Below are 22768 nucleotides of genomic sequence, written 5' to 3'. Positions count from 1 at the left end.
AGTTAAAGAAAATGGTGGAGGTGAGTAATGCATGAGTTAAAAACCACACCACTTTATTATGGTAAATGTCCAGCACGTGGCGATTTTCTCAAGTCACGTGGACAATATCAGCTTATTCAACTGATTGATCAATGGATTACGGAAGCATTGGAGTTTGCCATGCAGAAGGCAGATTTCAAGCAGACCTATGCGCAATTACCCGCGCTGGATTTCTTTATTGCCAATCCACAAGAAAAACTGTTTTTGCTGGCTAACTTAATTGCCAGTGAAGACAGTTCAGGGCGGCAGTTTCCAATGATGCTCAGTCATCTGATTGAGCATGAACAGCCATTTGAAAATATCATGTATTCGCCATTGTGCTACAAATCGGCTCTGGTTGAGCTTTATCAATGTAACCGGGTAATGCGTTCCATTCGTGATACTGATATTTTGCTGGATAAACTAAGCAAGCTGAGCAACCAGATTCTGGTGCCCAGCCAAGAAGAAGCGCAGGAATTTTATCAACATCATACAATTCATTCATTTGCTAAGCTGATGAATCTGAGTACCTATCAGCTGGCACAGAGCCTGATTGGATTGGGTTTATTACTGCAACCGATTGTTCAGCAAGGTACTAGTCGCTTGAATAAAGTACTGATTTTACCTATTCATAATATGAGTTATTGCTATGAAATTGCAGCATTTTGGGTCAGCCTGATTGTCCAGTTTGTGCAATATCATCATACAGAACTGTTGATTGGTATATTACATAAAGAACAGCCTATTTTATTATTTGGTTTTAAAGGTGCAGATATACAGGCTTTAAGCGATATTTTTACCGAAAATTTAGATAGTCAACACTGGGTATCCTTGATTCATGCAGTCTGGATTGACCAGTATCTGGAAAATAATGCAGGTTTGGCAGCCTTGGAACAGTCCTTAAGTGAGCGTCAGATGAGTCTGGCTCAAGGAATCAAGTTATTTAAACAAACATTTGTAGAAGCATAAAATGAAAATAAAAAACAAATACTTAAAATTAAAAAAAATATATAAAATCAATCTCTTAATATCTTTTCTGTTGAGTTTTTCAGTGTGTGCGCAACCGATCATTATTGAAGGTGCTGTACCCACTGAGATTACCAAACAGGAAATACTGAGTAAATTATATACAACTTATGGGCAGAAAAATGTGGTGGACCGCATCCAGATCCGTCAGGTCACCGCACCAGCAGACTGGTCAAATACAGTCAGTACAGTAATTCATGAAGACCTGAAAAAGGTCAAAAACGGTAAATTAACAGTAAAAGGTACTGATATTCAGCTCACAGGTAAAGTATCAAATCCCTATGAAATTCAGGAAACTACAGCAAAATTTCAGGGATTAACGCCAGCAAGTTACCGCTTAAATACCCAGCTTTCAGTCAATCAGGCTGAACAGCAGATCATTGATGCAGCATTAAAGAATCGAATCATTGAGTTTGAATCTGGTAGTGCGGTATTAGCATTTTCAGGTGCACAGATCCTGGATGAAATGGTCATTGCTTTAAACAAGGTGGGTGCTAAAAAAATACGGATTATTGGACATACGGATAGTTCAGGCAATGCTCATCAAAATCTGCAATTGAGTCAGCAACGTGCAGAAGCAGTAAAGACTTATTTAATCAAAAAAAATATTCCAGCACATTTGCTCAGTACTGATGGTTTAGGTGCAAGTAAACCTGTAGCGGAAAATACCACAGCTGAAGGTCGAAAGAAAAACCGTCGGATTGAGTTTGAAGTACTTTAAAAATATAAGTTGCTTGAGCAACAACATAGATAATCGTATTATTAATAGTATTGCGTATAATGTATATTATGTTAAATATAATGTTATGCAGATAGCCTATCTCTATATATGTTGTTCATAAAAATTAATTTTGAAATTTTCAGTAGAAATTAAAGCTAAAAATGAAATTGCGAAAAAATAAAGCTAATAATGAAATAAAACTCACTTAGGAAAAAATCATTACTAGTTTTATCAAATAAAATCTTCGATTTATCAAATTTTCATCGATTTTTATACATTAGCGACCAAAGCTTTTCTTTTGTATTCAATCGCAAAATCTTCACCTTCCTTGCGAATTGCATCTTGGTATTCAAGCTTTTTAAAAGAATTTCTACTGTAAATCTGAGAAATCCATTCTGGTGTTACTTATATCTACTAATCTCAAAACCGCAATATTACTATCTCTGATCCCGCCAAACTGCCAAGGAATACCTAAGTCAAGACTTCCCTCCCTCAATAAATGTCAGCCTGTTACCGATATGACCAGTCTGTTCGGGTTTATTCTATATCATTGAATGGAAAATAAACCCCACGTCTCTGGGGGGCATCTCTCAATAATAGTAGCTACTACGGTTGTAAATTATTCTAGAATGGATTATTTGTACTTTTTCTTTTTATCATGTCTATATACAGGCTTGATTGAATGAGTGCTCATTACCTTTGATAGATTCTGCTCAATAGATTCTCGCAATCCATCTAAGTATTCAATTTCATTGGATAACTTTAAATAGTTAGCAATTTGGTCACTGAAATACTCTATAATTTCTTTGGCATTTCTAATGCGAAATTCAGGACTTTCAGCCAATTTCAACAGCTCTGCTTTAGTTGGGAATTGCTTGCTGCCATTTATTTTAAGCGCGAGTTGATTATCAATATTTTTATATATGAGTGTATGTGTGATATCGAAAGGTGGTGATACAAAGATATCGCTCATATCTGGCGTATATTGCAGAGCAAAGTTTTTAAGGTGAGCGTCACCGTTCCCGATCAGGCAATTGAAAACAATGTACTTATACATTTTTGTGACTTCTGCTTCACTTCGAGTGTATAGGTAGGTGGCTTTAAGCAAGTTTTCGTAGCTACCCTTGTACTTCTCATTCGGGTCATTAGATCTTTTGAGAAGAGTCGTAAAATCCTCGTAGCCTAACTTGGTTCCATCAGCAGCTTTATCAAAACGCTCAATAATGTAGGTTTCTAAATTGGCTGATAGATATGTTTTTGGTGGTTGCAAACCACAATGACGAGCAGCTTCCATACAGACAAATTCATTTACCGTAAGCAAATCAAAGTCTGCATCATAAGACTTAACAATCAGGTCTTTTTGTTGAACAGTGCGCTCCGTTATACTAGTCACATTGGGAATGCTAACTTTGGGCTGAACTCCAGCTAAAGAGTTTCGTAAATAGTATTTTTCTAATAATTTTGGAAAAAGTGGAACTTGGCTATTGTAATTAAGAATTTCATCCAGGCTTACTATTTCTACTTCTGGTAATTGCAATTCACTTTTATAGGACAACATGCCAATACCATTAGCTTCTTGCAGAGCCAATAAATACATTTCATTTACATTGGCATATCGAGCAAGTTTACTGGCAATAAAATGGCGATTATGCCCCTCTGGTAAATTTTGGGAAAAAATAGGATGTAATGCCCCATGTGAATATCCCTGCATATCAGGTAAAGTCATTGTAAGAGATACAAATCTTTGTTCTTGTATGGGTTGATAGCAGTAATGACCACTATGCGTCAGCAAGCCTTGTTTGAAATTATCTGTAAATATTTCAATAGACTTGATTTCTGTGGGTAATTGAAAGTTGTCCATCAATCTTCTTCACTAAATAGAGTGTCGATGTCATTCCAATTTGGCAGATTTCGTTTTTTGGGCGTGACTTCAAACTGTAATCCAACCGCATCTATTAGACGTTCAAAAATATCAAATGAGCCTGTGAAACGACCATTTTCTATTTCAGAAATGGTAGATTTATTGACTCCAGATTTTTTTGCCATCATTTGTTGTGTGTAGTCTAATTTCCGCCTTGCTTCACGTATTTTTACTCCAATCTCTGCACGACTAGCCATAAAACCACCCCCATCTGTTCGTCATTTAGCGAAATATTGCTAACCACTATATGTAAGTTTGCTATATGGCGAATATCTTACTATATTTATTTTATATTTGCTATATGGCGAATATTAGGGTTTATGTTGTCTATATTTCGCTATATAGCGAATAATTAACTAATAAACGTTTTCTGAATTACACGGTATATCTAAAAAGATGGATGTTTATATTTTATTCAATATTGTTAGACCTAATATCAATTGGTTTTAATCACTCCTAAAAATAAAATGACCGCATTAAATAATGCGGTCGAATTCCAACATTTAGTGACTACTTTTAAGCAATCATTTCCGCATATTTTTCTTTGAACATTTTATGGCGTTGAATGAGATGCTCAGACAAATATTGAGCATCCTGATCAATGCCAAGGAAACGCCCCGATCCCCAGGTATATAACCATGGCAAGCCAATAAAGCTGACATCTGGGTCAACTGTGATCCCACGATCATGTTTTGGATAGCCACTGTTTTCAAATATGTCCAGATCAATCCAGGAGTAATCAGGTCTAAAGCCGATACACCAGATGATTGCAGTAATATTTTCTTCAGCTAAGTTAATTTCTGTCCGCTCTATTTCTGGCTTCCAAACTGGCGTATATACACTGGCAGGCTCAGCTGTTTCAATCGAATTTTGCTCAATAAAGGCATCAATTGATGCATTAATACGGTTATAGGTGGTATCAGCATTATCCAGGTTTTGTACAAGATTTGGCTGGAATTTAAGTGCACCGTTCTCAAAGTCAGAAAAACGTCCGAACAACTGCATGCCTTCGAGTGCAAATTTACGCAGGTCGATATCCCGACCACCATCACGACCAGTCACATAATGGTTGGTACTATTACGTACCTGTTCACTATAGCGATGGTCTTTAACAGTGGTCTCGTAATAACCCATTTCAAATAGCCATTTCACCACATCCTTGCCACGATAAAAACGTGCACAACGCGGCGCATCACCAATAGATAGATAGACTTTTTTTCCAGCCAGATGAAGGTCTTCTGCAATCTGCGCACCCGACTGCCCCGAACCCACGACCAATACATTCCCTTCAGGCAGTTGCTCTGGATTAAAATACTGCTCTGAATGAATCATATAGACATGTTCTGGCAACTCAGAACTAAGTTTTGGGTAAATTGGAGTGTGATAGCCACCCGCTGCAATTACGACCTGATTCGCTGTCGTTTTACCTATGCTGGTCTGAATATGAAAATGCTGTTCTGCAATCTTACTAATCTGTTCAACAGTGACATTTAAAATTGCAGGTGGACTCAGGTTTTGTATAAAGCCATCCAGATATTCAACAATTTCATCCCGCTTCATAAATCCATCTGGATCATTGCCATGATAAGGATGGTCAGGCAATAAACACTGCCAGTTTGGCGTGACCAAAGTAAAATTGTCCCAACGTTTTTTACGCCAGCTATGGGTCAGACAATCTTCTTTTTCCAAGACCACATGATCGATTTTCGCCTGTTTGAGATAATGGCTGACTGAGAGTCCGGCCTGACCACCACCGACAATGACGACATCATAATGTGACTTTAATGTGATGGATTGCAACATAGTGATTTCCTCTAGTCGATGTTATAGATATCTGTGATCTCGATCGTATCCTCAGGCTTTACTAAATATGATTGGGCCTGTTGCTGAATGCGATTGAGCGTATCCATTGCTGAGCTACAGGCAAAACCATAACGCGCACGTACCCGTTCTGAAGCAGCATGTAGGGCTTGATCAGCCTGGTTTAAAAATTCCTGACCTGCCCATTGCTGACCTTTCTGAAAATATTCATAAACAATGGTGCTTGGTGAATAGAAATTACTGCTTTGACCATTTGGCCATTTCACCGTGAAATTTACGCTGGGCATAAGCTGAGCTCCCGTTGTCTAAAATTGTGTTGATATCTTTGAAAATCTTGAATCTGTTCTGCATAGCACAGGCTAGTAAAAAGCTGCTGTTGAAAATCCCAGAATTCAGCTTTTGACCCTTGATTAGAAACAGTGACTTTGCCTGAAGCATTCACTTGTCCAATGACTGCACAATGCAGATCCTGTGCAGCAAACAGTTCAATAATCTCTTCACATTCTTCATCGTCAGCAGTCAGTAAAAAGCCATAGCTTGGGAAAATTTGTAACCAATGCTGCCAGTCGACATCTTGAAGTTTGGCAATCTGGTCAAGCTGAATATCTGCACCACAGCCAGATGCTTCCAGCAACATCAGCAGGCTGCCAAGAATGCCGGCATTGCTGATATCACGTGCTGCATAAGCCAATCCCTGTTCTGCTAGTTGAGGCAGGATGTCCAGCTCTGCCTGCAACTTTTGTCCATCCACGCCTTCAAAACATTTCCAGTACGTTGTGTTGGGATGGAACTGCCCTTTCAGGTTTAGCGCCAACAAGATGTTTTGTTGCGGTTGTACATGCATGACCGAAAGAAGCTGCTTAGCCTCACCCTGAATAGCAACTGAAAGTGCTGGCTGAAAATTAGGATCAATATGGGTATGTCCACCTACTAATAGCACCGCATATTTTTGACAGGCATCTTGCATACCCCGCATGAGTTCTTGAGCCTGTTCAGTACTGCGATGCCAGAAGCTATTTACAACAGAGGTAGCTCGGCCTCCCATCGCTGCAACATCGCTAATATTGGCCATGACTGCTGACCAGCCAGCGAAATAAGGGTTGCTTCCTACAAAACTCGGAATCATGCCTTCACAGGCATGCAACATATAACCATGATCTGTTGCGATTGCGGCGGTATCATCTCCCGGCAAAGCATATAGATCTGTCATCTTTTCAATTTTTGGCTGGACGACTTTAATCCCTTGACCAATATTCATTTTGGCCTGCATGGCAGGTGTATGTCTGAGGTAGTCAAGCAACCGTTCAAGTTCTGACTGGTTCATTTATACCTCCTGCATTGCAGATAAATGCTGCATGTAAGCCTGACTGATATTGAGCAATGGATAGTGCGCTAAGTCTGCTTGCATCAACACATGAGGAATATGGGCAACCTGAATGTTTTGCTCACTGTGCCAATGCAGCTTCTGGAAATACGCTTCATTTTGTTGCTGTACCGTCGCGAGAAAACGCTGGCATCCCAGATTTTTTGCAGTTGAAACCGCCGCATTGATTAAGGCTTTGCCAATGGCACGATGGTGGCGATATAAGGGATCGACACAGAGTCGACCTCCCCACCAGGTCTGTTTGCCTTCAGGAAAAATCCGTACCGCACCAACAACCCGATCCGGTTCACCAAACATCTGGCCAATCGCAACAATACCGAACGCTTTAAAATCGTATTCATCACGATCTTCTTTCAGGATTTGTTGTTCATCACGAAATGTTGATTCACGTAGACGGTAATACTGGCGACGTTCCCAGTCTTCGCTAACGATTTTGATCACGATATCCGCACTGATAAATTCATTTGCCAGATAATGTTGCAGTTCCTGGTTAACTGCCTGTAGCCATGTGTTTTGTGAAAGATCATCATCTAAATACATAGCGATCCTCCTATTCATACGCTTTAAGTGATGAGCAGGCACCACATTTGGCACATCCCGCCTGAGTATCTTCAGACTTCAAATGATGCTGTTTAAGCTGGGCACCTATTTCTGGGTAAAGCGTCTGCATAAAGCCTGGTTCAGGTTTCGGATGATGCTCAAGTGGCGTACCTTGAATCGGGACAAATGGCACCACAAATGGATAGACGCCTATTTCAGTCAGTTTGGCAGTCATGTCCAGAATTTCTTCTCGAGTATCTCCAAGTCCAGCCAGAATATAAGTACTGACCTGACCCCGACCAAAGACCTCCACTGCAGCCTTAAATGCTGCAAAATATTTATCCAGTGAGACCTCGGCTTTGCCCGGCATGATCTTTTGTCGTACGCGATCACTGACAGCTTCTAAGTGCATGCCGATCGATACTGCCCCTGCATTTTTTAACTTGGCAAACCAGCTAAAATCATCAGGTGGTTCACATTGCACCTGAATAGGTAAATCGACAGCCACACGAATTGCAGTAACAGAGTCAAATAAAATTTCAGCGCCACGATCCGAAGTGCTTGGTGTTCCTGTCGTTAATATCATCTGGCTAATACCATCCAGCTCGACAGCGGCTTTAGCCACTTCGGCCAGCTGTTCAGGTCGTTTTCGGATGAGCGTCCGGCCATCTTTGAGGGATTGATCAATTGAGCAGAACTGGCAGGCAGTTGCCTTATCATTCATGCGAATACAATGCTGTAATACCGTTGTTGCCAGAACATCATGGCTATGCAAGGTGGCAATCTGTTCATAAGAAATACCATCTGCAGTTTTCAGGTCATAAAACTTTGGACGTTTTGGCGCTGTCAGTGTGGCTACCGGGATTTTGTTCTTAAAGACAATCACATTGTCCGATTCTTTGTCCTGCTGTGCAGTATAAGGAGAATCTTGAGCTGCCAGATTCAGCACAGGAATCATCATGGTTTGTCCATTCAGGCTGAGTGCTTTATGGTCGCTTGGGCCAGCACCACCTTTACGGGCCAGACCAACTTCACCTTCCCATTTCAGGCCGTTGCATTGCAGGTCACTGAGTAATTCAACTGCTGACATGGCGACACTCCTTACACTTAATATTTAATTCATTTTCAAATTTGACTTCTACACTTTACTCAGCGGCGCTTCTGTTGGCGTTGTAAAGTTGCTGATTTTTTCTTGTGTTGTTGATTGAGATTCTGGATATTCATGTAAAACCTGGTTTTTGCGACGATCAATCAACAGGCTCAGTAATTCAGGGCGACTGTAATGTCCAACGGAATCCATCATGCGCTTGCGTTTATCGATCAGGCTAAAGTCCAAATCAGCAATCACATAGCCCTCACCTTCCGTTAAAGGTGCAGCTAAAAATTTGCCTTCAGGTGAAACAATCGCAGTAAAGCAGCCACCTGAGATTGGACCTTTTTCACAGCCGGTGTCCTGCATAATCTGTTGTTGCTGTTCCGGTGTCAGCCATGCGGTGGCATTCACCACAAAACAACCTGATTCCAGTGCATGATGCTGGATGGTTGCTGATATCTGGTCGGCAAAAACTTGTCCGACCAATGATCCAGGGAACATAGCCGCATGGATCTGTTCGCCATCAGCCATAAGCGCAAAACGTGCCAATGGGTTGTAATGCTCCCAGCAAGCCAATGAACCAATGCGTCCAACAGCCGAATCAATGGCACATAAACCACTACCATCACCCTGCCCCCAAACCATACGTTCATGATAGGTCGGTGTAATTTTGCGACGATGCTGAATGATGCTGCCATCCATATCAAAAAGCAGTTGTGCGTTGTAAATCGTTCCGCCCACACGCTCATTTACGCCAATCGAAACCACCATTTGCGCTGCACGGCATGCAGCACCAATTAGGTCAGTCGCTTCTGAAGGTACAATTACAGATTCACTTAATAACTTGAGATGTTCTTTACCCATCGCAAACGGCGGCTGAACAAAGGAAAAATAAGGGTAATAAGGGACCACGGTCTCGGGAAATACTGCAAACTCCACACCTTGCTGTCCAAGCTCAGCAATCAGCTCACAGACCTTTTGCACTGTTCCTGCCTGACTATAAAGAACTGGACTGCACTGGACTGCTGCGGCCTTTACAATTCGACTCATGGCTTTACTCTCCTATTTTTCCTAATCTTTGAATTACACTGTCCAAGTATCGATAATTAGTGCATTGTCACGACGCATGAGCAGTTTAAGATCCATCACATCCAATGGATTAATGGCACGGATTCCTGGAATCAGGGCTTTTTCGGTTTGACCATACAGCGCCTGTAAAGCAAAACGGCAAGCATAAACTTCGCCACCTTCTTCCATGAATGCTTTGATCTGGTTGTTGACTGCCAGATGTCCTGGAAATGCTTCAGCGCCTAAAGTCGGGAAACCACGTTGTACCCCTAATTGCACACCTGGACCATATAGCAGGATTTTGGTTTCAAATCCTTTACGTAATAAACGTTTAGCCTGTAACACATTAACCAAACCAATCGAACCTTCAAAAGCCACTGTATGGAATGTTACTAATGCTTTTTCGCCAGGTTGTGCTTTTACATCCTCAAATACCTTTTCTTCATAGTCGACCAGGAAGTCGCCATCTTTATATTGTTCGATATCTACCTTAGGCATAATGCACTCCGTTTTCAGATGAATTAAATGAACCGAATTGGTTATCCTAGATATTGCGAAAGTCATGCCAATACTGGAGATTGAATAAAATATAGATATTAAATAGCTGTTTTTATTTAATTATTTTATTTTAAACACTGAAATTTAAATCGAATTTTTTCTTTCCAATTATGAAAAATCGTATTACTATGAAATTTCATATCTATAACTACGAATTTTCATATTATGGCAGCAGACTTTATTTCGGGTTGGGGAAATTCTGAAGAGTCTTTACGTCCTTTAGCCTTTGAGCATACAGCTCAAGCCCTTATTGTCATTGACCCAAGAGAAAACCGCTTTATTGATTTCAATATTGCTGCTGCCCGTTTACTACGTTATGAACGCCATAACTTGCTGAACAAATCTGTGACTTCAATTTTTGGCCACTTTACCCAACTACCGCATCTCATCGCTTTTACCGAAGAAATTCTTAATAAGGGTCAAGCATGGAATAATGAGATTTATGCTTTCGACCATCATGGCGAGAAAATCCAGCTGGATGTACATGCAATCCACTTGCCTTACCAGCAACACGATTACTTGATCTGGTCCCTAGTTGATGTCAAAGACCTGGAACTACGCCAATTTAATAAAAATGCGGACAAAACCATTCGTGCCGGACTATTAGAATGGCAAGCTTTACAAGAACTGTTTATTGATTCAGATAGCGGCAAACATTTACTGCTCAGCTCTGTGGGTGACGGAATTTATAGTATTAACCAGCAAGGACTATGTACTTTTATCAATCCGGTCGGTGCCAAGATGTTGGGACTGAAGCCCGAAGATGTTATCGGCAAGAATATCCATCAGATTCACCACCATACTCATGAAGATGGCCGTCATTATCCAGTAGAACAATGCCCCATTTATGCTGCCGTACATGATGGTGTTGTACACGAAGGGATTCAGGAAATTTTTTGGCGGGTAGATGGTAGTTATTTCCCGGTTGAATTCACCAGTACACCCGTGATCCGTGATAGTGAGATTATTGGTGCAGTCGTGGTATTCCGTGATATTTCCGAGAGACTGAATACTGAGGCTAAATTGACTCAAGCATTAAGTGAATTACAAAGCCTGAAAAGTCGTTTAGAGCAGCAAAATGAATATTTGCAGGAAGAAATCCTGCAAGAAAACCAGTATCACGAAATTGTCGGAAATAGCAGTTCAATCCGGGAAATTATTGAAAAAATCAAAGTCGTTGCTCAAACAGATGCGAACGTGATGATTTATGGAGAGTCCGGTACAGGTAAGGAATTGATCGCCCGTGCTATCCATCAATCCAGTCATCGTAGCCAACAGCCATTAATCCGGGTCAATTGTGCTGCCATTCCGCCCGAGTTATTTGAAAGTGAATTTTTTGGTCATGTCAAAGGTGCCTTTACCGGTGCCATACGTGATCGTGCTGGACGTTTTGAACTGGCAGATCAAGGCACATTGTTTTTAGATGAAATTGGTGAACTTCCATTAGAGCTACAAAGCAAGTTACTTCGTGTATTACAGGAAGGCACTTTTGAACGGGTTGGTGAGGAACGGACGCGCAAAGTAAATGTGCGGATTATTGCGGCAACTAACCGTGATCTCAAGGTAGAAGTCCGACAGAAGCGTTTCCGTGAAGATCTCTATTTCCGTCTGAATGTATTCCCAATCTTCTCGCCTGCTCTACGTGAACGTAAAGAAGACATTCCACTTCTGGTTAGTCATTTTACTAAGCTGATCTGTGAGCAGCGTAAAGTACCTTATCTCTCTTTTAGCCAGAAACATATTCAGGAACTGCAGCGCTATAATTGGCCAGGTAATATCCGTGAATTACAGAATGTATTGGAACGTGCCATGATTACTGCTCGCCATGGTGCTGTGTCATTTCAGTATTTACTGGAACAAGATGGTCAGCCTGTTTCTCAAACAAAAGAAAGCAATGTACTCGTGGAGAATGGTAATTCAGATATTCTTACTATTGATGACCTTAAACAATTGGAAATTAAAAACCTGCAACGGGCTGTCCAGCATTGTGAAGGAAAAATTTTTGGTGAAGATGGTGCTGCCAAATTACTTGCAATTAATCCAACGACCTTAATTTCAAAATTGAAAAAATTAGGGATTCGCTATTAATTTTCCCCGGACCTCTACTTTGACATGATAGAGGTCTGGGGATGTTTACTTTTTTTCATTTCTTAAAATATTAACTTTACTAAGTTTATAAACCAGAAAAATTTAAAAAAATAAACAGCACAACTCATTGCGAACTCCCCTCTTGCTTCCTGTCTCCAAACTGCCATCAAAACGTCATGGATTTGTCATTTATTCATGTTGAGATAAGCCCATAAATTTAAAAAAGATGTAATGAGGACAACATGGCAGGATTATCGATTTGGCACGTACTTATTTTTGCAATCGTCGTAATTTTACTTTTTGGCACGTCTAAACTCAAAAATCTGGGCAAAGATGTTGGCGGTGCAATCAAGGACTTTAAAAAATCTGTGCGTGAAGAAGAGGCTGAAGCAGCAAAAATTCAACAGCCCCGCACTATTGATGCTGAAGTTAAAGTCAGCGAGAGTTCAATCAAAAGTTAAGGTATCGTCATGCTCAATATTGGAATGACTGAGCTGCTAGCCTTTGGGGTAATTGCACTTCTAGTGCTCGGACCAGATAAGCTACCTGAGGCAGTTCGTTTTATAGGTAAATGGTCTACCAAGATAAAAAGAACCGTCAGCAATATACAAAATGATCTTGACCGTGAATTGCGTCTGTCTGAACTACGTGAGCAAATGCAATCCGAGCTGAAACGTATTCAGGAACTGGAAGCCAAAATGCAGGCACAAATGGCTGATCTCAATGCACCAATTGAGCCGGTCACAAAAATTTCAGAACAGCCGGTACTGAAAACTCAGTCAAGTTATGAACTGGTCAATCAACCGCTTTCCCCGGTTCATTTAACTCCGGCTAGGCAGGTCGCCAAGCAAGAAAAAAAATATCCTGACATGAAGGTGGCCGTATGAATATTTTACCGTCGACTCAAGCCAGCAGCGATCCCCAGAAAGTTCATCTAGAAGAAATGCCGATTACCCGACACTTAGTGATTCTGCGCAAGCATCTTTTCAAGATTGTAGGAATATTGATCGGACTGTTTTTCTGTCTGCTACCATTTGCGACGCATACTTATCAGCTTTTATCCGAGCCTTTACGCGCCCAGTTACCGGCAAGTTCCACCATGATTGCCACCGATGTAACTGCGACATTTATGGCACCGTTTAAATTGAACTTTTTTGTTGCCCTGCTGATCGCCATGCCTTTTATCTTGTATCAACTTTGGGCCTTCGTTAAGCCGGCACTATATGAAAAAGAAAAAAGTCTGGCTTTGCCGCTCCTGATTGGCAGCATTGTCCTGTTTTATGCGGGTATCGCTTTTGCCTATCTGGTGGCTTTACCGTCTATCCTGCATTTTTTTATCAGTGTATCGCCTGAAACCGTCGCGCCCATGACTGACATTAATAGTTATCTGGCCTTCTGTTTAAAACTTTTTCTGGTGTTTGGATTTACCTTTGAAATTCCGATTATTACCCTGTTATTGATTCTGATCGGTGTGGTAAGCACACAGACCTTGGTAGAAAAAAGACGCTTTATTGTGGTGGGGTGTTTTTTTGTGGCCATGTTTGTAACGCCCCCTGATGCCCTGTCCATGATCATGCTGGCTATACCCATGTGGCTGCTGTTTGAGCTAGGTTTAATGGCCGGAAAATTTCTGGAAAAGCGGCATCTAAAAAATAGCTAATTAAGAAAAATGCCTCCTTACTGGGGGCTTTTTTATATTAATTTATTCATATAAATTAATGTTTTGTTTAATTATTTTGAAATAAAAGCTTCACCTTTTAGTCATATTTAACTGCTAGTTTATTTCTGACTTTAAAACAACCAAACCTTAGTTGTGGGAATAAAACAATGACAGATTACCTACCTTATGATGAAAATCAGGAACTGGACAATAACACTTCAGATAATCATCATTTTCGGGATATTCTAGAACAATCTATGTCACGTCGTGACTTGATTGCAAAGACTGCAAGTGGGGCTGCAGCATTGGCACTGGCTTCTAGCCTGACTGCGTGTAGCGATGACAATGAAAATGGCAATATTGGGGACGATGAGAGCAATCCGAATCCGCCAACAGACAACAATGCTCGTCCAGAAAAATTAAGTTTTAGCCCAGTGAAAAAAAACCTAGATGACTGGGTTACGGTTCCTGAAGGCTATACAGCCACTGTCCTATATGCAATGGGAGATTCAATTCATCCTATCTACTCTGACTGGGACGATAACAATATTCCGAACGGACCAAGCTTTCAGTTCCGTTCTGGTGACTGCCACGATGGTATGAGCTATTTTGGTTTAAGCACTAAGACTGGCCGTTATGACGAGAATGCATCTGAGCATGGCCTGCTGGTGATGAACCATGAATATATCAATCAAACTTTTTTACATCCTCAAGGACCAACAAAAGTTGATGGTCGTCGTCCAGAAGATGAAGTCATCCGTGAAGTGAATGCACACGGTGTATCAATTGTGCATATTAAGAAAAATACCGAAACTCAAGCGGTAGAAATCGTTAAATCCTCACCATTTAACCGCCGTATTACGGCTTCAACAGTGATGAATTTTTCTGGGCCGGTGACAAACTCTCCATTAGTCCGCACTGCTTTCTCTCCTACCGGTCGTCAGACTCGTGGTACACACAATAACTGTGGTAATGGTTATACACCATGGGGCACTTATTTAACTGCCGAGGAAAACTTTATTGGTTATTTCCAGCGTTCAGGCACAGACCAATATGCAGATCGTAGTGAAGCTGAGAAAACCGCACTTAAACGTTATGGCTTAGGCTTAGATATTTCATATCAAACTGAAAAAAATGCCGATGGTACAGTTAAACGTGATGAGAAAAATAGTATTGTTTATGTTCTAGATGCACAAGGACAAAAAGTTCCGGAACGCGATGATCAAGACCGTATTGTTTATTTAGATAAATCTTCACGTTATGCATGGGAAACAGCTCAGGCTGGAGTTGAATCACAAGATATGTACGACCGCTGGTCAGCTAACGTAATCAAAGCCTCTGCAAGTCAAGACTATCGTAATGCACCAAATACCTTTGGCTGGATTGTTGAAATTGACCCATTTGATAACAGTGCAAATCCGGTAAAACGTACTGCACTGGGCCGTTTTGCTCACGAAGACTGTCGTGCTAGCCGTGCGATTGAAGGTGAACAGTTTGCCTTCTACATGGGCGATGACTCACGTGGTGAATACATTTACAAATTTGTCTCTGATGCAAAATGGGATCCAAAAGATATCAATACCGGCTACCGTGCTGGTGACAAATACATGAATAACGGTAAGTTCTATGTTGCCAAGTTCAATGCAGATGGAACTGGTCAATGGATTGAACTTGCTCACGGTAAAAATGGTTTAACTGCAGAAAATGCGGTATATCCTTTTAGCTCTGATGCGGATGTTTTAACTTTTGCACGTTTGGCAGGCGATGCCGTTGGTGCGACGAAGATGGACCGTCCTGAATGGGTAGCCGTTAACCCGGAGAATGGTGAAGTCTACGTTACCCTGACTAATAACAGTAACCGTGGCAATAGCTCAACACAACCTGTTGATGCTGCCAACCCACGTAATTACTCAGATCCTGAAGGCGGTAAGGGTAATGTGAATGGCCATATTATTCGCTTTAAGGAAGAAAACACTGCATCAGAAAGCTTTGAATGGGATATCTACCTGTTCGGTGCTGAAGCATCGATGGATGCCAATATCAACCTGTCGGGCTTAAATGATAATAATGATCTGTCTTCACCAGATGGTATGTGGTTTGATCCTCGCGGCGTACTCTGGATTCAGACTGACGACGGCGCTTATACAGATACCACTAACTGTATGATGCTGGCTGCCCTGCCTGGACAAGTAGGTGATGGTGGTCCAGCAACAACCTCTAATGGTCAAGCGACGATTGCGGGTGCCCAAGTAACCGATGAAAATTTACGTCGCTTCTTGACTGGTCCAAAAGAGTGTGAAATCACAGGGGTAACCATGACACCAGACTATAAGGCCATTTTCATCAATGTACAGCATCCAGGTGAAGATTCTAAAACCTTTGATGCTCCAACCAGTAACTGGCCTGCAAGTCAATCAGATCGTTCGAACAAGACCGCACGTCCACGTTCAGCAACTGTTGTGATTACGCGCAATGATGGCGGTGTTATAGCCGGTTAAATAGCTCACTTAAATTAAAATGCTGGCTCAATGCCGGCATTTTAATTTTTGAATGTTTTTTTAATTTTAAGAGTTAACTGGTCAATAAAAAGAATATTTTTGTTTAGAGTTAAATTGATATAAATATTAAAGTATGAAGTGGACTTCGGATCAATATATAAGTGAAATCCAATACAACTAATCATAGGTTCAGCTATCTTCTACTTGGAAGACTTGTAATTTACAGCTTTATTTTTGAGTATTTTTCTAAAAAAAAGCAGGTATCCAAGGAGGGATTGATACCTGCCACTCTAAGGGGACTATATTAATATCCTGCTTCTTTAGTCTGTGAATCACAGTTAGAAACTAGCAACTTTTTCTGCACATTCACAAATCGTTGGTAACTCTCTATTAATCGATGCTGATATTAAGTCTGGTAAAATCTGGTTAACAGCTATCGAAATTTTTTCAGGATAGCCGACCTGATACGACTGACAATCTCGATGTAAAAACTGATACAGTTCTTCAGCAACAAATTCGGGACTGTCAATATTTTTTCCCAGTATGATATTCATTTCTATTGCATTTGAATGATGAATATTGGTTTCGGTAACCCGTAATGATAAGTATCTGAATCTGATTGAACTTTTGCTGTATTCACGGGCTAGTGCTTCGGTTGCACCACGCAAGGCAAATTGGCTGGCACAATAACTCGCATATCCAGGATAGCCAATACTGCCAAAGGTTGAACCTATATTAATGACCTGGCCAGGCGGACTGATAGATATCAATGGCAGGATCTTTTGTATCAGCTGCATTGGATAAACTGCATTAATCAGCATCATTTGTTCCATGATTTCTTGTGGCTGCTGTGTAAATAGCTTGAAATCACTGATACTGATGTTGTTAATGTAGTAGTGAATGGGTTTATTCAGCGTAGCAAGAGCTTTTACCAGCTCTTCCCTGCTTTGCTGATCGGCAAAGTTGCAATGAATTAAATCCAGTTGTAGCTGTGGATAACATTGGGCTATATTGTCATGTACTCTTTGCAGAATCTGTTGATTCTGCCCAACAAGAACCAGATTGACCCCGTTTTGGCCCAGAACCTTTGCAATAGCCTGACCAATACCAGAAGTAGCATCCATAATTGTTGCAGTTAAATTAGGCATAAATACTTTCTCTTGTTCTTAACAGAATGATTCAAGATCGAATCTGCCGCAGGTCATGTGGATCACATCACGAAAAATAATTTAGTACTTAAGATAAAACTCCAAACTTAAAAAATTCTTAATTCTGCACATAAATTTAAATATTATTTTTATTAAAAAAACACATAGAGACCATTTTTTTTAAGAGAGTTTTAAGCCTGTAATCTTAAATTAGAGTTTCCTTTTATTGACTCATGACAGCTATGTCTTCCTACCGTTCACCCTATAAAGGCACCTCGGGAATACAGCGTATTCTGAATGCGACCCGTTATTCCTTGGCCGGCTTTAAAACAGCTTTTCAAAATGAAGCGGCCTTCAGGCAAATCCTGCTCATCAACCTGATTTTGATTCCTCTGAGCTTTGTCATGCCGGTGAGCCGGGTTGAGCAAGCACTGATGATGGCCGTGTGTCTGTTGGCGCTAATCGTTGAACTGCTTAACTCGGCGATTGAGGCGGTGGTAGACCGTATATCCATGGAGCAGCATGAACTGTCTAAAAATGCCAAGGATATGGGCAGCGCTGCCCAGTTTGTAGCACTCAGTTTAATTACCGTGACCTGGGGTCTTATTTTAGCGGGTTACTTGATTTGATCCCTCGCCTGCTACAGCAAGAAAAATGGAAGATTTAAAATGATATCCGAGCATTCCCGGTTTTTACTGACACAAATATTGCTGCTGATTTTCAGTTTTCTGATGCTCTGGAATTTTTTTGATGTAGGTGGAGCAATTGATTTACAGCTGATTTATCCGTTCATTGACGATCAGGGACAATTTCCCTTGCGGCAACACTGGGCACTGGCCGAGCTCAATCACCGCTATGTCAAAAATCTGCTGATTCTGGTGTACATAACATTGTTAGCCGGTTGGCTGGCTTCACTGAAATGGCAGAACTGGCATCAACGGCGCTGGGAATTTGGCTATTTCTTTAGCATGGTGGTGCTGACCACGGTCTCGATTGGTATTTTAAAATCCCAGTCGGCGCATGCTTGCCCCTGGGATATGATCATTCCCACCCATGAGGGTATTTTGTGGGATTTGAGTGCTACTGCCGGACACTGTTTTCCCGGCGGACATGCATCCAGCGGTTTTGCCTTGATGGCTGGTTATTTTGTCTATCGGATTGCTAACCGCAAGCGGGCTTATTTTTTCCTGACCGCGGCACTGATTTTAGGCTTCGCCATGGGCTGGGCACAAATGATGCGCGGTGCGCATTTCCTGAGTCATAACCTGTGGACCGGTTGGATTACTTGGTGCATGAATGTCATGGGCTATGCGCTGTTTAGCCACAAACTGCCACTGGCAAATCATCCCATGCACATGAACATCAGACAGCCTTAATGCCTAAAAATCAAAGCCTATCCACTTAGGCTTCGACTACAGGAAATTTAACTTGTACACACAGGCCGCCAAGACTGCTACTTTGCGAAAATTCCAGCGTGCCGCCCAAGCGCTCGGTGGCTTTATCTACAATTGACAAACCTAAACCGCTACCAATTTCGGCATGGTTATGAATCCGGTAGAAACGCTGCCGGATCTGGGCGAATTGAGTAGGATCAATCCCGGCTCCACTATCTTCAATCTGTAAAACTGCCTGCTGGTCTTGCTGAAAAATCGATACATTAATCACGCCGCCTTTCGGAGTGTATTTAATCGCGTTATCAATTAAATTATAAATAATCGAGTGCAAGGTCGAAGCTTGTCCTTGAATTCGCAATTCCTGTTGCTGTTCTACGCCCAGATCAATCTCTTTCTGTAAGGCCAGCTGAATCAGCTGCTCAATGCAGGCCACGGTCATCTGATTGAGCGAAAGCATTTGTGCCGACTCGGTTAAGCTGTCGGAGGCATCCTGTTTGGCCAGACTCAATAACTGGTTGACCAGATGCTGCATGCGCAAAACGCCCTGACTCAGATTATGGAGCGAGTCGCTCTGCGGAAACTGCTGCAATAAAATTTGCAGCTGCAAGTTGAGTGCGGTCAGTGGCGTGCGTAATTCATGGGCAGAATCTGCGACAAATTGACGTTGTTCTTGTTGGGCCAGGGAAATTCGACCAAACAGATGATTCATTTCCTGAATGGTCGGTTCCAGCTCCAGGGGATAATCTTTCATTTCAATCGGCTTTAATTCTTGCGCCTTACGGCTGGCCAGTTCCGTTTTAAAATCATGCAAAGGCTGAAAATTTTTCCGGATCATCCAGCCTAAACCGAACACGGCAAAAGGTAAGAAAAGCACATAAGGCAGAAACATATTGCCGGCCAGTTCCAGCGCCAGCTCCTGCCGGACATTTTGCTGCTGACTCACCTGAATCTGCAACTGGTCACTTGGAATGATATAGGTGAGCCAGGTTCCATACGGCGTTTGATGCTTGTAAAAACCAGCTTTTTTGACCGGTGCAACCAGCACATTCTGTGGATGCAAGGGAGTAGCTGTCTCTGCGTAAGACCAGATATCTACAAACAAATCTTCTTCACTGTACTGTTTTTCCAGATCAATTTGGCTTTGTAGTGGTCGCGGATGATTTTCTGCAATGCGCTCGGCCAGACTTTGCATCTGTTTATCCAGCACTTCATTAATTTCTTCGAGGGCAATCCGGTAGGCAGCAAAAATCAGGATACAGCCCAGTACCAGGCTAAACAACGAAATGTAGATAATCAGGCGTTTTTGCAAAGAATAACGTTTCTGCATAAGGCTCTATCCTAAGCGATATCCTAGACCACGTATGGTACGGATGAAGTCTTTGCCTAATTTCGCCCGCAGATGATGCACATACACTTCAACGGTATTACTGCTGACATCACTATCGAAGTCATAAAGCTTGTCTTCTAGATCATTTTTAGAAAAAATTTTGCTGGGATGAGTGAGTAATGCGGTGAGAATCGACCATTCCCGATTAGACAACTCGATCGGCTGACTGTTAAAGCATGCGATATGCTGCTCCAGATCCAGTTCCAGACCACTGTGTGATAACTTTTTATGGCTCTCTGCCCCGGTATTTGGGGGACTACTGCGTCGGATCAAAGCATGAATACGGGCCAGCAGTTCATCAAATTCATAGGGTTTAATCAAGTAATCATCTGCCCCCTGATTTAGCCCATCGACCCGGTTCTGTAACTGATCCCGGGCAGAGATAATCAGCACCGGCAAATTGGGGAACTTCTGCCGGATATGTTTGAGTACCTGCATGCCATCCATCATCGGCAGGCCCAGATCCAGCAGGACAATATCATAGGCCTGCTGCTGTAACTGTTTTAAACCATCCAGGCCATTATTGACCCAATGCACATCAAATTGATGCAGCTTGAGCAAGGTTTCAGTCGACTCGGCAATCATAAAGTCGTCTTCGATAATCAGTATTTTATGCATTTCAAGCTCTGTTCTTTAATGATGATGAGCATTGTGCAAGCATATCATTTTTAGCTTCAGTCACTTGCGTTTTTATATCCAGCAGACTCAATAAGCTTGGGAAAAGATGATCCTGACTGCGTGCCTGTTTGGTCTGTGCTTTAAGACAGCTCACCTGCTGGGCATTCTGCTGCGTCCAGAGCTCTGAGAACCACATCAGCATCGGAACATGGGTTTGCTGGGTCGGTGCCATACTATAAGGTGCGCCATGCAGATATAAACCATGCTCTCCAGTGGATTCTCCGTGATCAGACACGTACCATAAACCGGTCTGATACTGGCTTTGATGTTTTAGGGTCTCGATAATTTGAGCGAGCACATGATCTGTATAGACAATCGAATTATCATAGCTGTTCTTTAATTCTTCAGCACTGCAGCCCTGAATGGCATTGCTGTTACAGGTCGGCTGGAACGGTTGATACGGCGCTTTGGAACGCTTGAAATATGCTGGCCCGTGACTGCCCATCTGATGTAGCACGATTAATTGCGGTTTCAAGTTATTTTTGTCCAGATGTGCCAGATAATCTTTCAGGCTATCCACCAGAATTTCATCAAAACATTCACCAGCAGCATCACACCACTTCTGTTTCAGTTGGGCAGGAATCTGATATTGCTGCACCCGGTCACAGGCCCCTTTACAGCCAGAATTATTGTCGATCCAGGTCACCTGATAACCGGCACGCTGAGCGATATCCAGTAAACCTTCACGGTGGCTGGCTAACTGTTCGTCATAATGCTGACGGGACATGCCCGAAAACATGCACGGGACTGAAACGGCGGTTGCTGTACCACAGGAACTGACCTGACTAAAATTAATCACCGCTAACTCGCCCAGTTCAGGATTGGTATTACGTGCATAGCCATTTAAAGCAAAACTCTCGGCACGTGCAGTCTCCCCAACCACCAGCACCATCAATTTGGGTTGCTTCTGCATTTGAGCCTGCTGTAGCAGATGGGCATCTTCACCATAAGTGATTAAAGGCAAATTGGCTTTAGGTGCTTTCTTTTTATAATAAGATACGGTGGACGCAATGCTGTTTTGCGGGGAAATCATGCCCTTCAGATCACGATGCTCGCGGAAGATGGCTGCATAATCGACATAAAAACAGAATAACAGTCCTAGGATCAATACGGCCGAAAGCACACTGCTCAGGCTTTTATGCAACAATTGACGCCCAAAAGATGCAGGCTGAATTTTTAGCGTCCAGACGATACACAGCGGAAAAACCACAAAGACCAGCGTCCATATCACCAGTCGTATTGACCAGAGATCACGGACTTCACGGGCATCGGTCTGCAGCATATTCTGGATCTGCTCCGGGGTAATCACCACACCCAGACTATTGACAAAATAAGCACTAAAACCGCCCAGAATGATCAACACGCTGGCGAGTATTTTGGCATTCCATTTCCAGTTCAGCCATTGCAAGACCAGATTGTACAAGCCGATAACCACCAGGACTGTAGCCGCCAATAATGCGCCTGCCTTGAGATTGGTATAGGGCGTCAGTTGATGGATTTTCTGATAGAAAGCAAAGTTTAAGACCAGCCCCAGCCAAGTGGCAAGTAACAGGTTGAAGCGTGCAAGGCTGATGGGTTTGATCTGGCGTAGACCGGGAAAAGAAAGCAGCTTAAGCATTTTTTTAGTTCAAAGACTTTAAGATGCTTTAGCCTAAAATCTGAAGCTTAAAAATGACTTAAAATACTTTCTTTGCGAACTTCATAAAATTTTCAATGCTACTGTTCCAACCTTGTTTAGACTTATTATTTTAAAAAGGATGTTTCC

22 protein-coding genes are annotated in these 22768 nt (G+C 42.0%); 9 read left to right on the top strand and 13 right to left on the bottom strand.

What is annotated here, in order from left to right; all coding sequences use genetic code 11:
• The first annotated feature begins 27 nt into the window (after nucleotides 1-27).
• Together tagF and ACTJIX_RS11255 are read left to right on the top strand one after the other, a co-directional pair.
• Entirely contained in the window at nucleotides 28-987 is a 960-nt protein-coding gene (tagF, locus tag ACTJIX_RS11260; RefSeq protein ID WP_163171365.1) for a type VI secretion system-associated protein TagF, read from the top strand.
• Between the two features lies 1 nt (nucleotide 988).
• A complete protein-coding gene (locus ACTJIX_RS11255) occupies nucleotides 989-1765 on the top strand; it encodes an OmpA family protein (protein ID WP_410487203.1) in 777 nt (258 codons plus the stop codon).
• 634 nt (nucleotides 1766-2399) lie between these two features.
• On the opposite strand, the gene ACTJIX_RS11250 is transcribed toward ACTJIX_RS11255, so the two are convergent.
• From ACTJIX_RS11250 to ACTJIX_RS11210, 9 genes are all read right to left on the bottom strand, one after another.
• Nucleotides 2400-3626, bottom strand: coding sequence for a type II toxin-antitoxin system HipA family toxin (locus tag ACTJIX_RS11250; protein ID WP_440611465.1), 1227 nt, complete (start codon nucleotides 3624-3626; stop codon nucleotides 2400-2402).
• Nucleotides 3626-3883, bottom strand: a complete 258-nt coding sequence (locus ACTJIX_RS11245) for a helix-turn-helix transcriptional regulator (RefSeq protein WP_004894712.1) — start codon at nucleotides 3881-3883, stop codon at nucleotides 3626-3628. Before ACTJIX_RS11245 ends, ACTJIX_RS11250 begins: the two co-directional genes overlap by 1 nt.
• Nucleotides 3884-4202: 319 nt before the next feature.
• Nucleotides 4203-5489 (bottom strand): MSMEG_0569 family flavin-dependent oxidoreductase, encoded by a 1287-nt coding sequence (locus ACTJIX_RS11240; protein ID WP_440611464.1) that lies wholly within the window; start codon nucleotides 5487-5489, stop codon nucleotides 4203-4205.
• 11 nt (nucleotides 5490-5500) lie between these two features.
• Complete coding sequence (locus tag ACTJIX_RS11235) at nucleotides 5501-5794, bottom strand: MSMEG_0570 family nitrogen starvation response protein (protein WP_314295815.1); 294 nt, start codon at nucleotides 5792-5794, stop codon at nucleotides 5501-5503.
• On the bottom strand, nucleotides 5782-6831 hold the full coding sequence (locus tag ACTJIX_RS11230) for a sll0787 family AIR synthase-like protein (RefSeq protein ID WP_314295814.1): 1050 nt from the start codon (nucleotides 6829-6831) through the stop codon (nucleotides 5782-5784). The genes ACTJIX_RS11235 and ACTJIX_RS11230 overlap by 13 nt, the downstream gene beginning before the upstream one ends.
• Entirely contained in the window at nucleotides 6832-7431 is a 600-nt protein-coding gene (locus tag ACTJIX_RS11225) for an MSMEG_0567/Sll0786 family nitrogen starvation N-acetyltransferase (protein ID WP_314295813.1), read from the bottom strand.
• A gap of 10 nt (nucleotides 7432-7441) precedes the next feature.
• On the bottom strand, nucleotides 7442-8521 hold the full coding sequence (locus ACTJIX_RS11220; protein ID WP_314295812.1) for an MSMEG_0568 family radical SAM protein: 1080 nt from the start codon (nucleotides 8519-8521) through the stop codon (nucleotides 7442-7444).
• A gap of 48 nt (nucleotides 8522-8569) precedes the next feature.
• Nucleotides 8570-9574, bottom strand: a complete 1005-nt coding sequence (locus ACTJIX_RS11215; RefSeq protein ID WP_108675973.1) for a Nit6803 family nitrilase — start codon at nucleotides 9572-9574, stop codon at nucleotides 8570-8572.
• A gap of 33 nt (nucleotides 9575-9607) precedes the next feature.
• Complete coding sequence (locus ACTJIX_RS11210; RefSeq protein ID WP_004679574.1) at nucleotides 9608-10090, bottom strand: MSMEG_0572/Sll0783 family nitrogen starvation response protein; 483 nt, start codon at nucleotides 10088-10090, stop codon at nucleotides 9608-9610.
• 225 nt (nucleotides 10091-10315) lie between these two features.
• On the opposite strand from ACTJIX_RS11210, the gene ACTJIX_RS11205 reads away from it, so the two are divergent.
• The 5 genes from ACTJIX_RS11205 (at nucleotide 10316) to ACTJIX_RS11185 (ending at nucleotide 16396) form a co-directional block, all read left to right on the top strand.
• Nucleotides 10316-12238: a sigma 54-interacting transcriptional regulator gene (locus ACTJIX_RS11205; protein WP_440611463.1), complete on the top strand. Its 1923-nt coding sequence runs from the start codon at nucleotides 10316-10318 to the stop codon at nucleotides 12236-12238.
• 242 nt (nucleotides 12239-12480) lie between these two features.
• Nucleotides 12481-12699 (top strand): Sec-independent protein translocase subunit TatA, encoded by a 219-nt coding sequence (locus ACTJIX_RS11200; RefSeq protein WP_004894723.1) that lies wholly within the window; start codon nucleotides 12481-12483, stop codon nucleotides 12697-12699.
• 9 nt (nucleotides 12700-12708) lie between these two features.
• On the top strand, nucleotides 12709-13125 hold the full coding sequence (gene tatB / locus ACTJIX_RS11195) for a Sec-independent protein translocase protein TatB (protein WP_004894727.1): 417 nt from the start codon (nucleotides 12709-12711) through the stop codon (nucleotides 13123-13125).
• Nucleotides 13122-13898 carry a twin-arginine translocase subunit TatC gene (gene tatC / locus ACTJIX_RS11190; RefSeq protein ID WP_076753522.1) on the top strand — a complete coding sequence of 259 codons (777 nt, stop codon included), beginning with the start codon at nucleotides 13122-13124 and terminating at the stop codon, nucleotides 13896-13898. Before tatB ends, tatC begins: the two co-directional genes overlap by 4 nt.
• A gap of 167 nt (nucleotides 13899-14065) precedes the next feature.
• Nucleotides 14066-16396, top strand: a complete 2331-nt coding sequence (locus ACTJIX_RS11185; protein WP_440611462.1) for a PhoX family protein — start codon at nucleotides 14066-14068, stop codon at nucleotides 16394-16396.
• 338 nt (nucleotides 16397-16734) lie between these two features.
• On the opposite strand, the gene ACTJIX_RS11180 is transcribed toward ACTJIX_RS11185, so the two are convergent.
• Nucleotides 16735-17544: an SDR family NAD(P)-dependent oxidoreductase gene (locus ACTJIX_RS11180; protein ID WP_440611461.1), complete on the bottom strand. Its 810-nt coding sequence runs from the start codon at nucleotides 17542-17544 to the stop codon at nucleotides 16735-16737.
• A 242-nt stretch (nucleotides 17545-17786) separates the two neighbouring features.
• On the opposite strand from ACTJIX_RS11180, the gene ACTJIX_RS11175 reads away from it, so the two are divergent.
• Entirely contained in the window at nucleotides 17787-18173 is a 387-nt protein-coding gene (locus ACTJIX_RS11175) for a diacylglycerol kinase (RefSeq protein ID WP_440611460.1), read from the top strand.
• A gap of 39 nt (nucleotides 18174-18212) precedes the next feature.
• Nucleotides 18213-18920, top strand: a complete 708-nt coding sequence (locus ACTJIX_RS11170; RefSeq protein ID WP_440611459.1) for a phosphatase PAP2 family protein — start codon at nucleotides 18213-18215, stop codon at nucleotides 18918-18920.
• Between the two features lie 25 nt (nucleotides 18921-18945).
• Here the strand turns inward: ACTJIX_RS11170 and ACTJIX_RS11165 are convergent, their stop codons facing one another.
• Genes ACTJIX_RS11165 through ACTJIX_RS11155 form a run of 3 tightly spaced genes read right to left on the bottom strand, consistent with a single transcriptional unit; the run spans nucleotide 18946 to nucleotide 22621 of the window.
• Nucleotides 18946-20265: an ATP-binding protein gene (locus tag ACTJIX_RS11165; RefSeq protein ID WP_440611458.1), complete on the bottom strand. Its 1320-nt coding sequence runs from the start codon at nucleotides 20263-20265 to the stop codon at nucleotides 18946-18948.
• A gap of 6 nt (nucleotides 20266-20271) precedes the next feature.
• Nucleotides 20272-20943, bottom strand: a complete 672-nt coding sequence (locus tag ACTJIX_RS11160; RefSeq protein ID WP_071320297.1) for a response regulator transcription factor — start codon at nucleotides 20941-20943, stop codon at nucleotides 20272-20274.
• Between the two features lies 1 nt (nucleotide 20944).
• Nucleotides 20945-22621 carry a phosphoethanolamine transferase gene (locus ACTJIX_RS11155; protein ID WP_440611457.1) on the bottom strand — a complete coding sequence of 559 codons (1677 nt, stop codon included), beginning with the start codon at nucleotides 22619-22621 and terminating at the stop codon, nucleotides 20945-20947.
• Nucleotides 22622-22768: the final 147 nt, after the last annotated feature.

The sequence above is a fragment of the Acinetobacter sp. 22323 genome (genome assembly GCF_052044895.1).
GTDB classification, from domain to species: Bacteria; Pseudomonadota; Gammaproteobacteria; order Pseudomonadales; family Moraxellaceae; genus Acinetobacter; species Acinetobacter schindleri.
The sequence above is the reverse complement of the archived record's forward strand: the minus strand, read 5'-3'. Positions and strand labels throughout refer to the sequence as shown.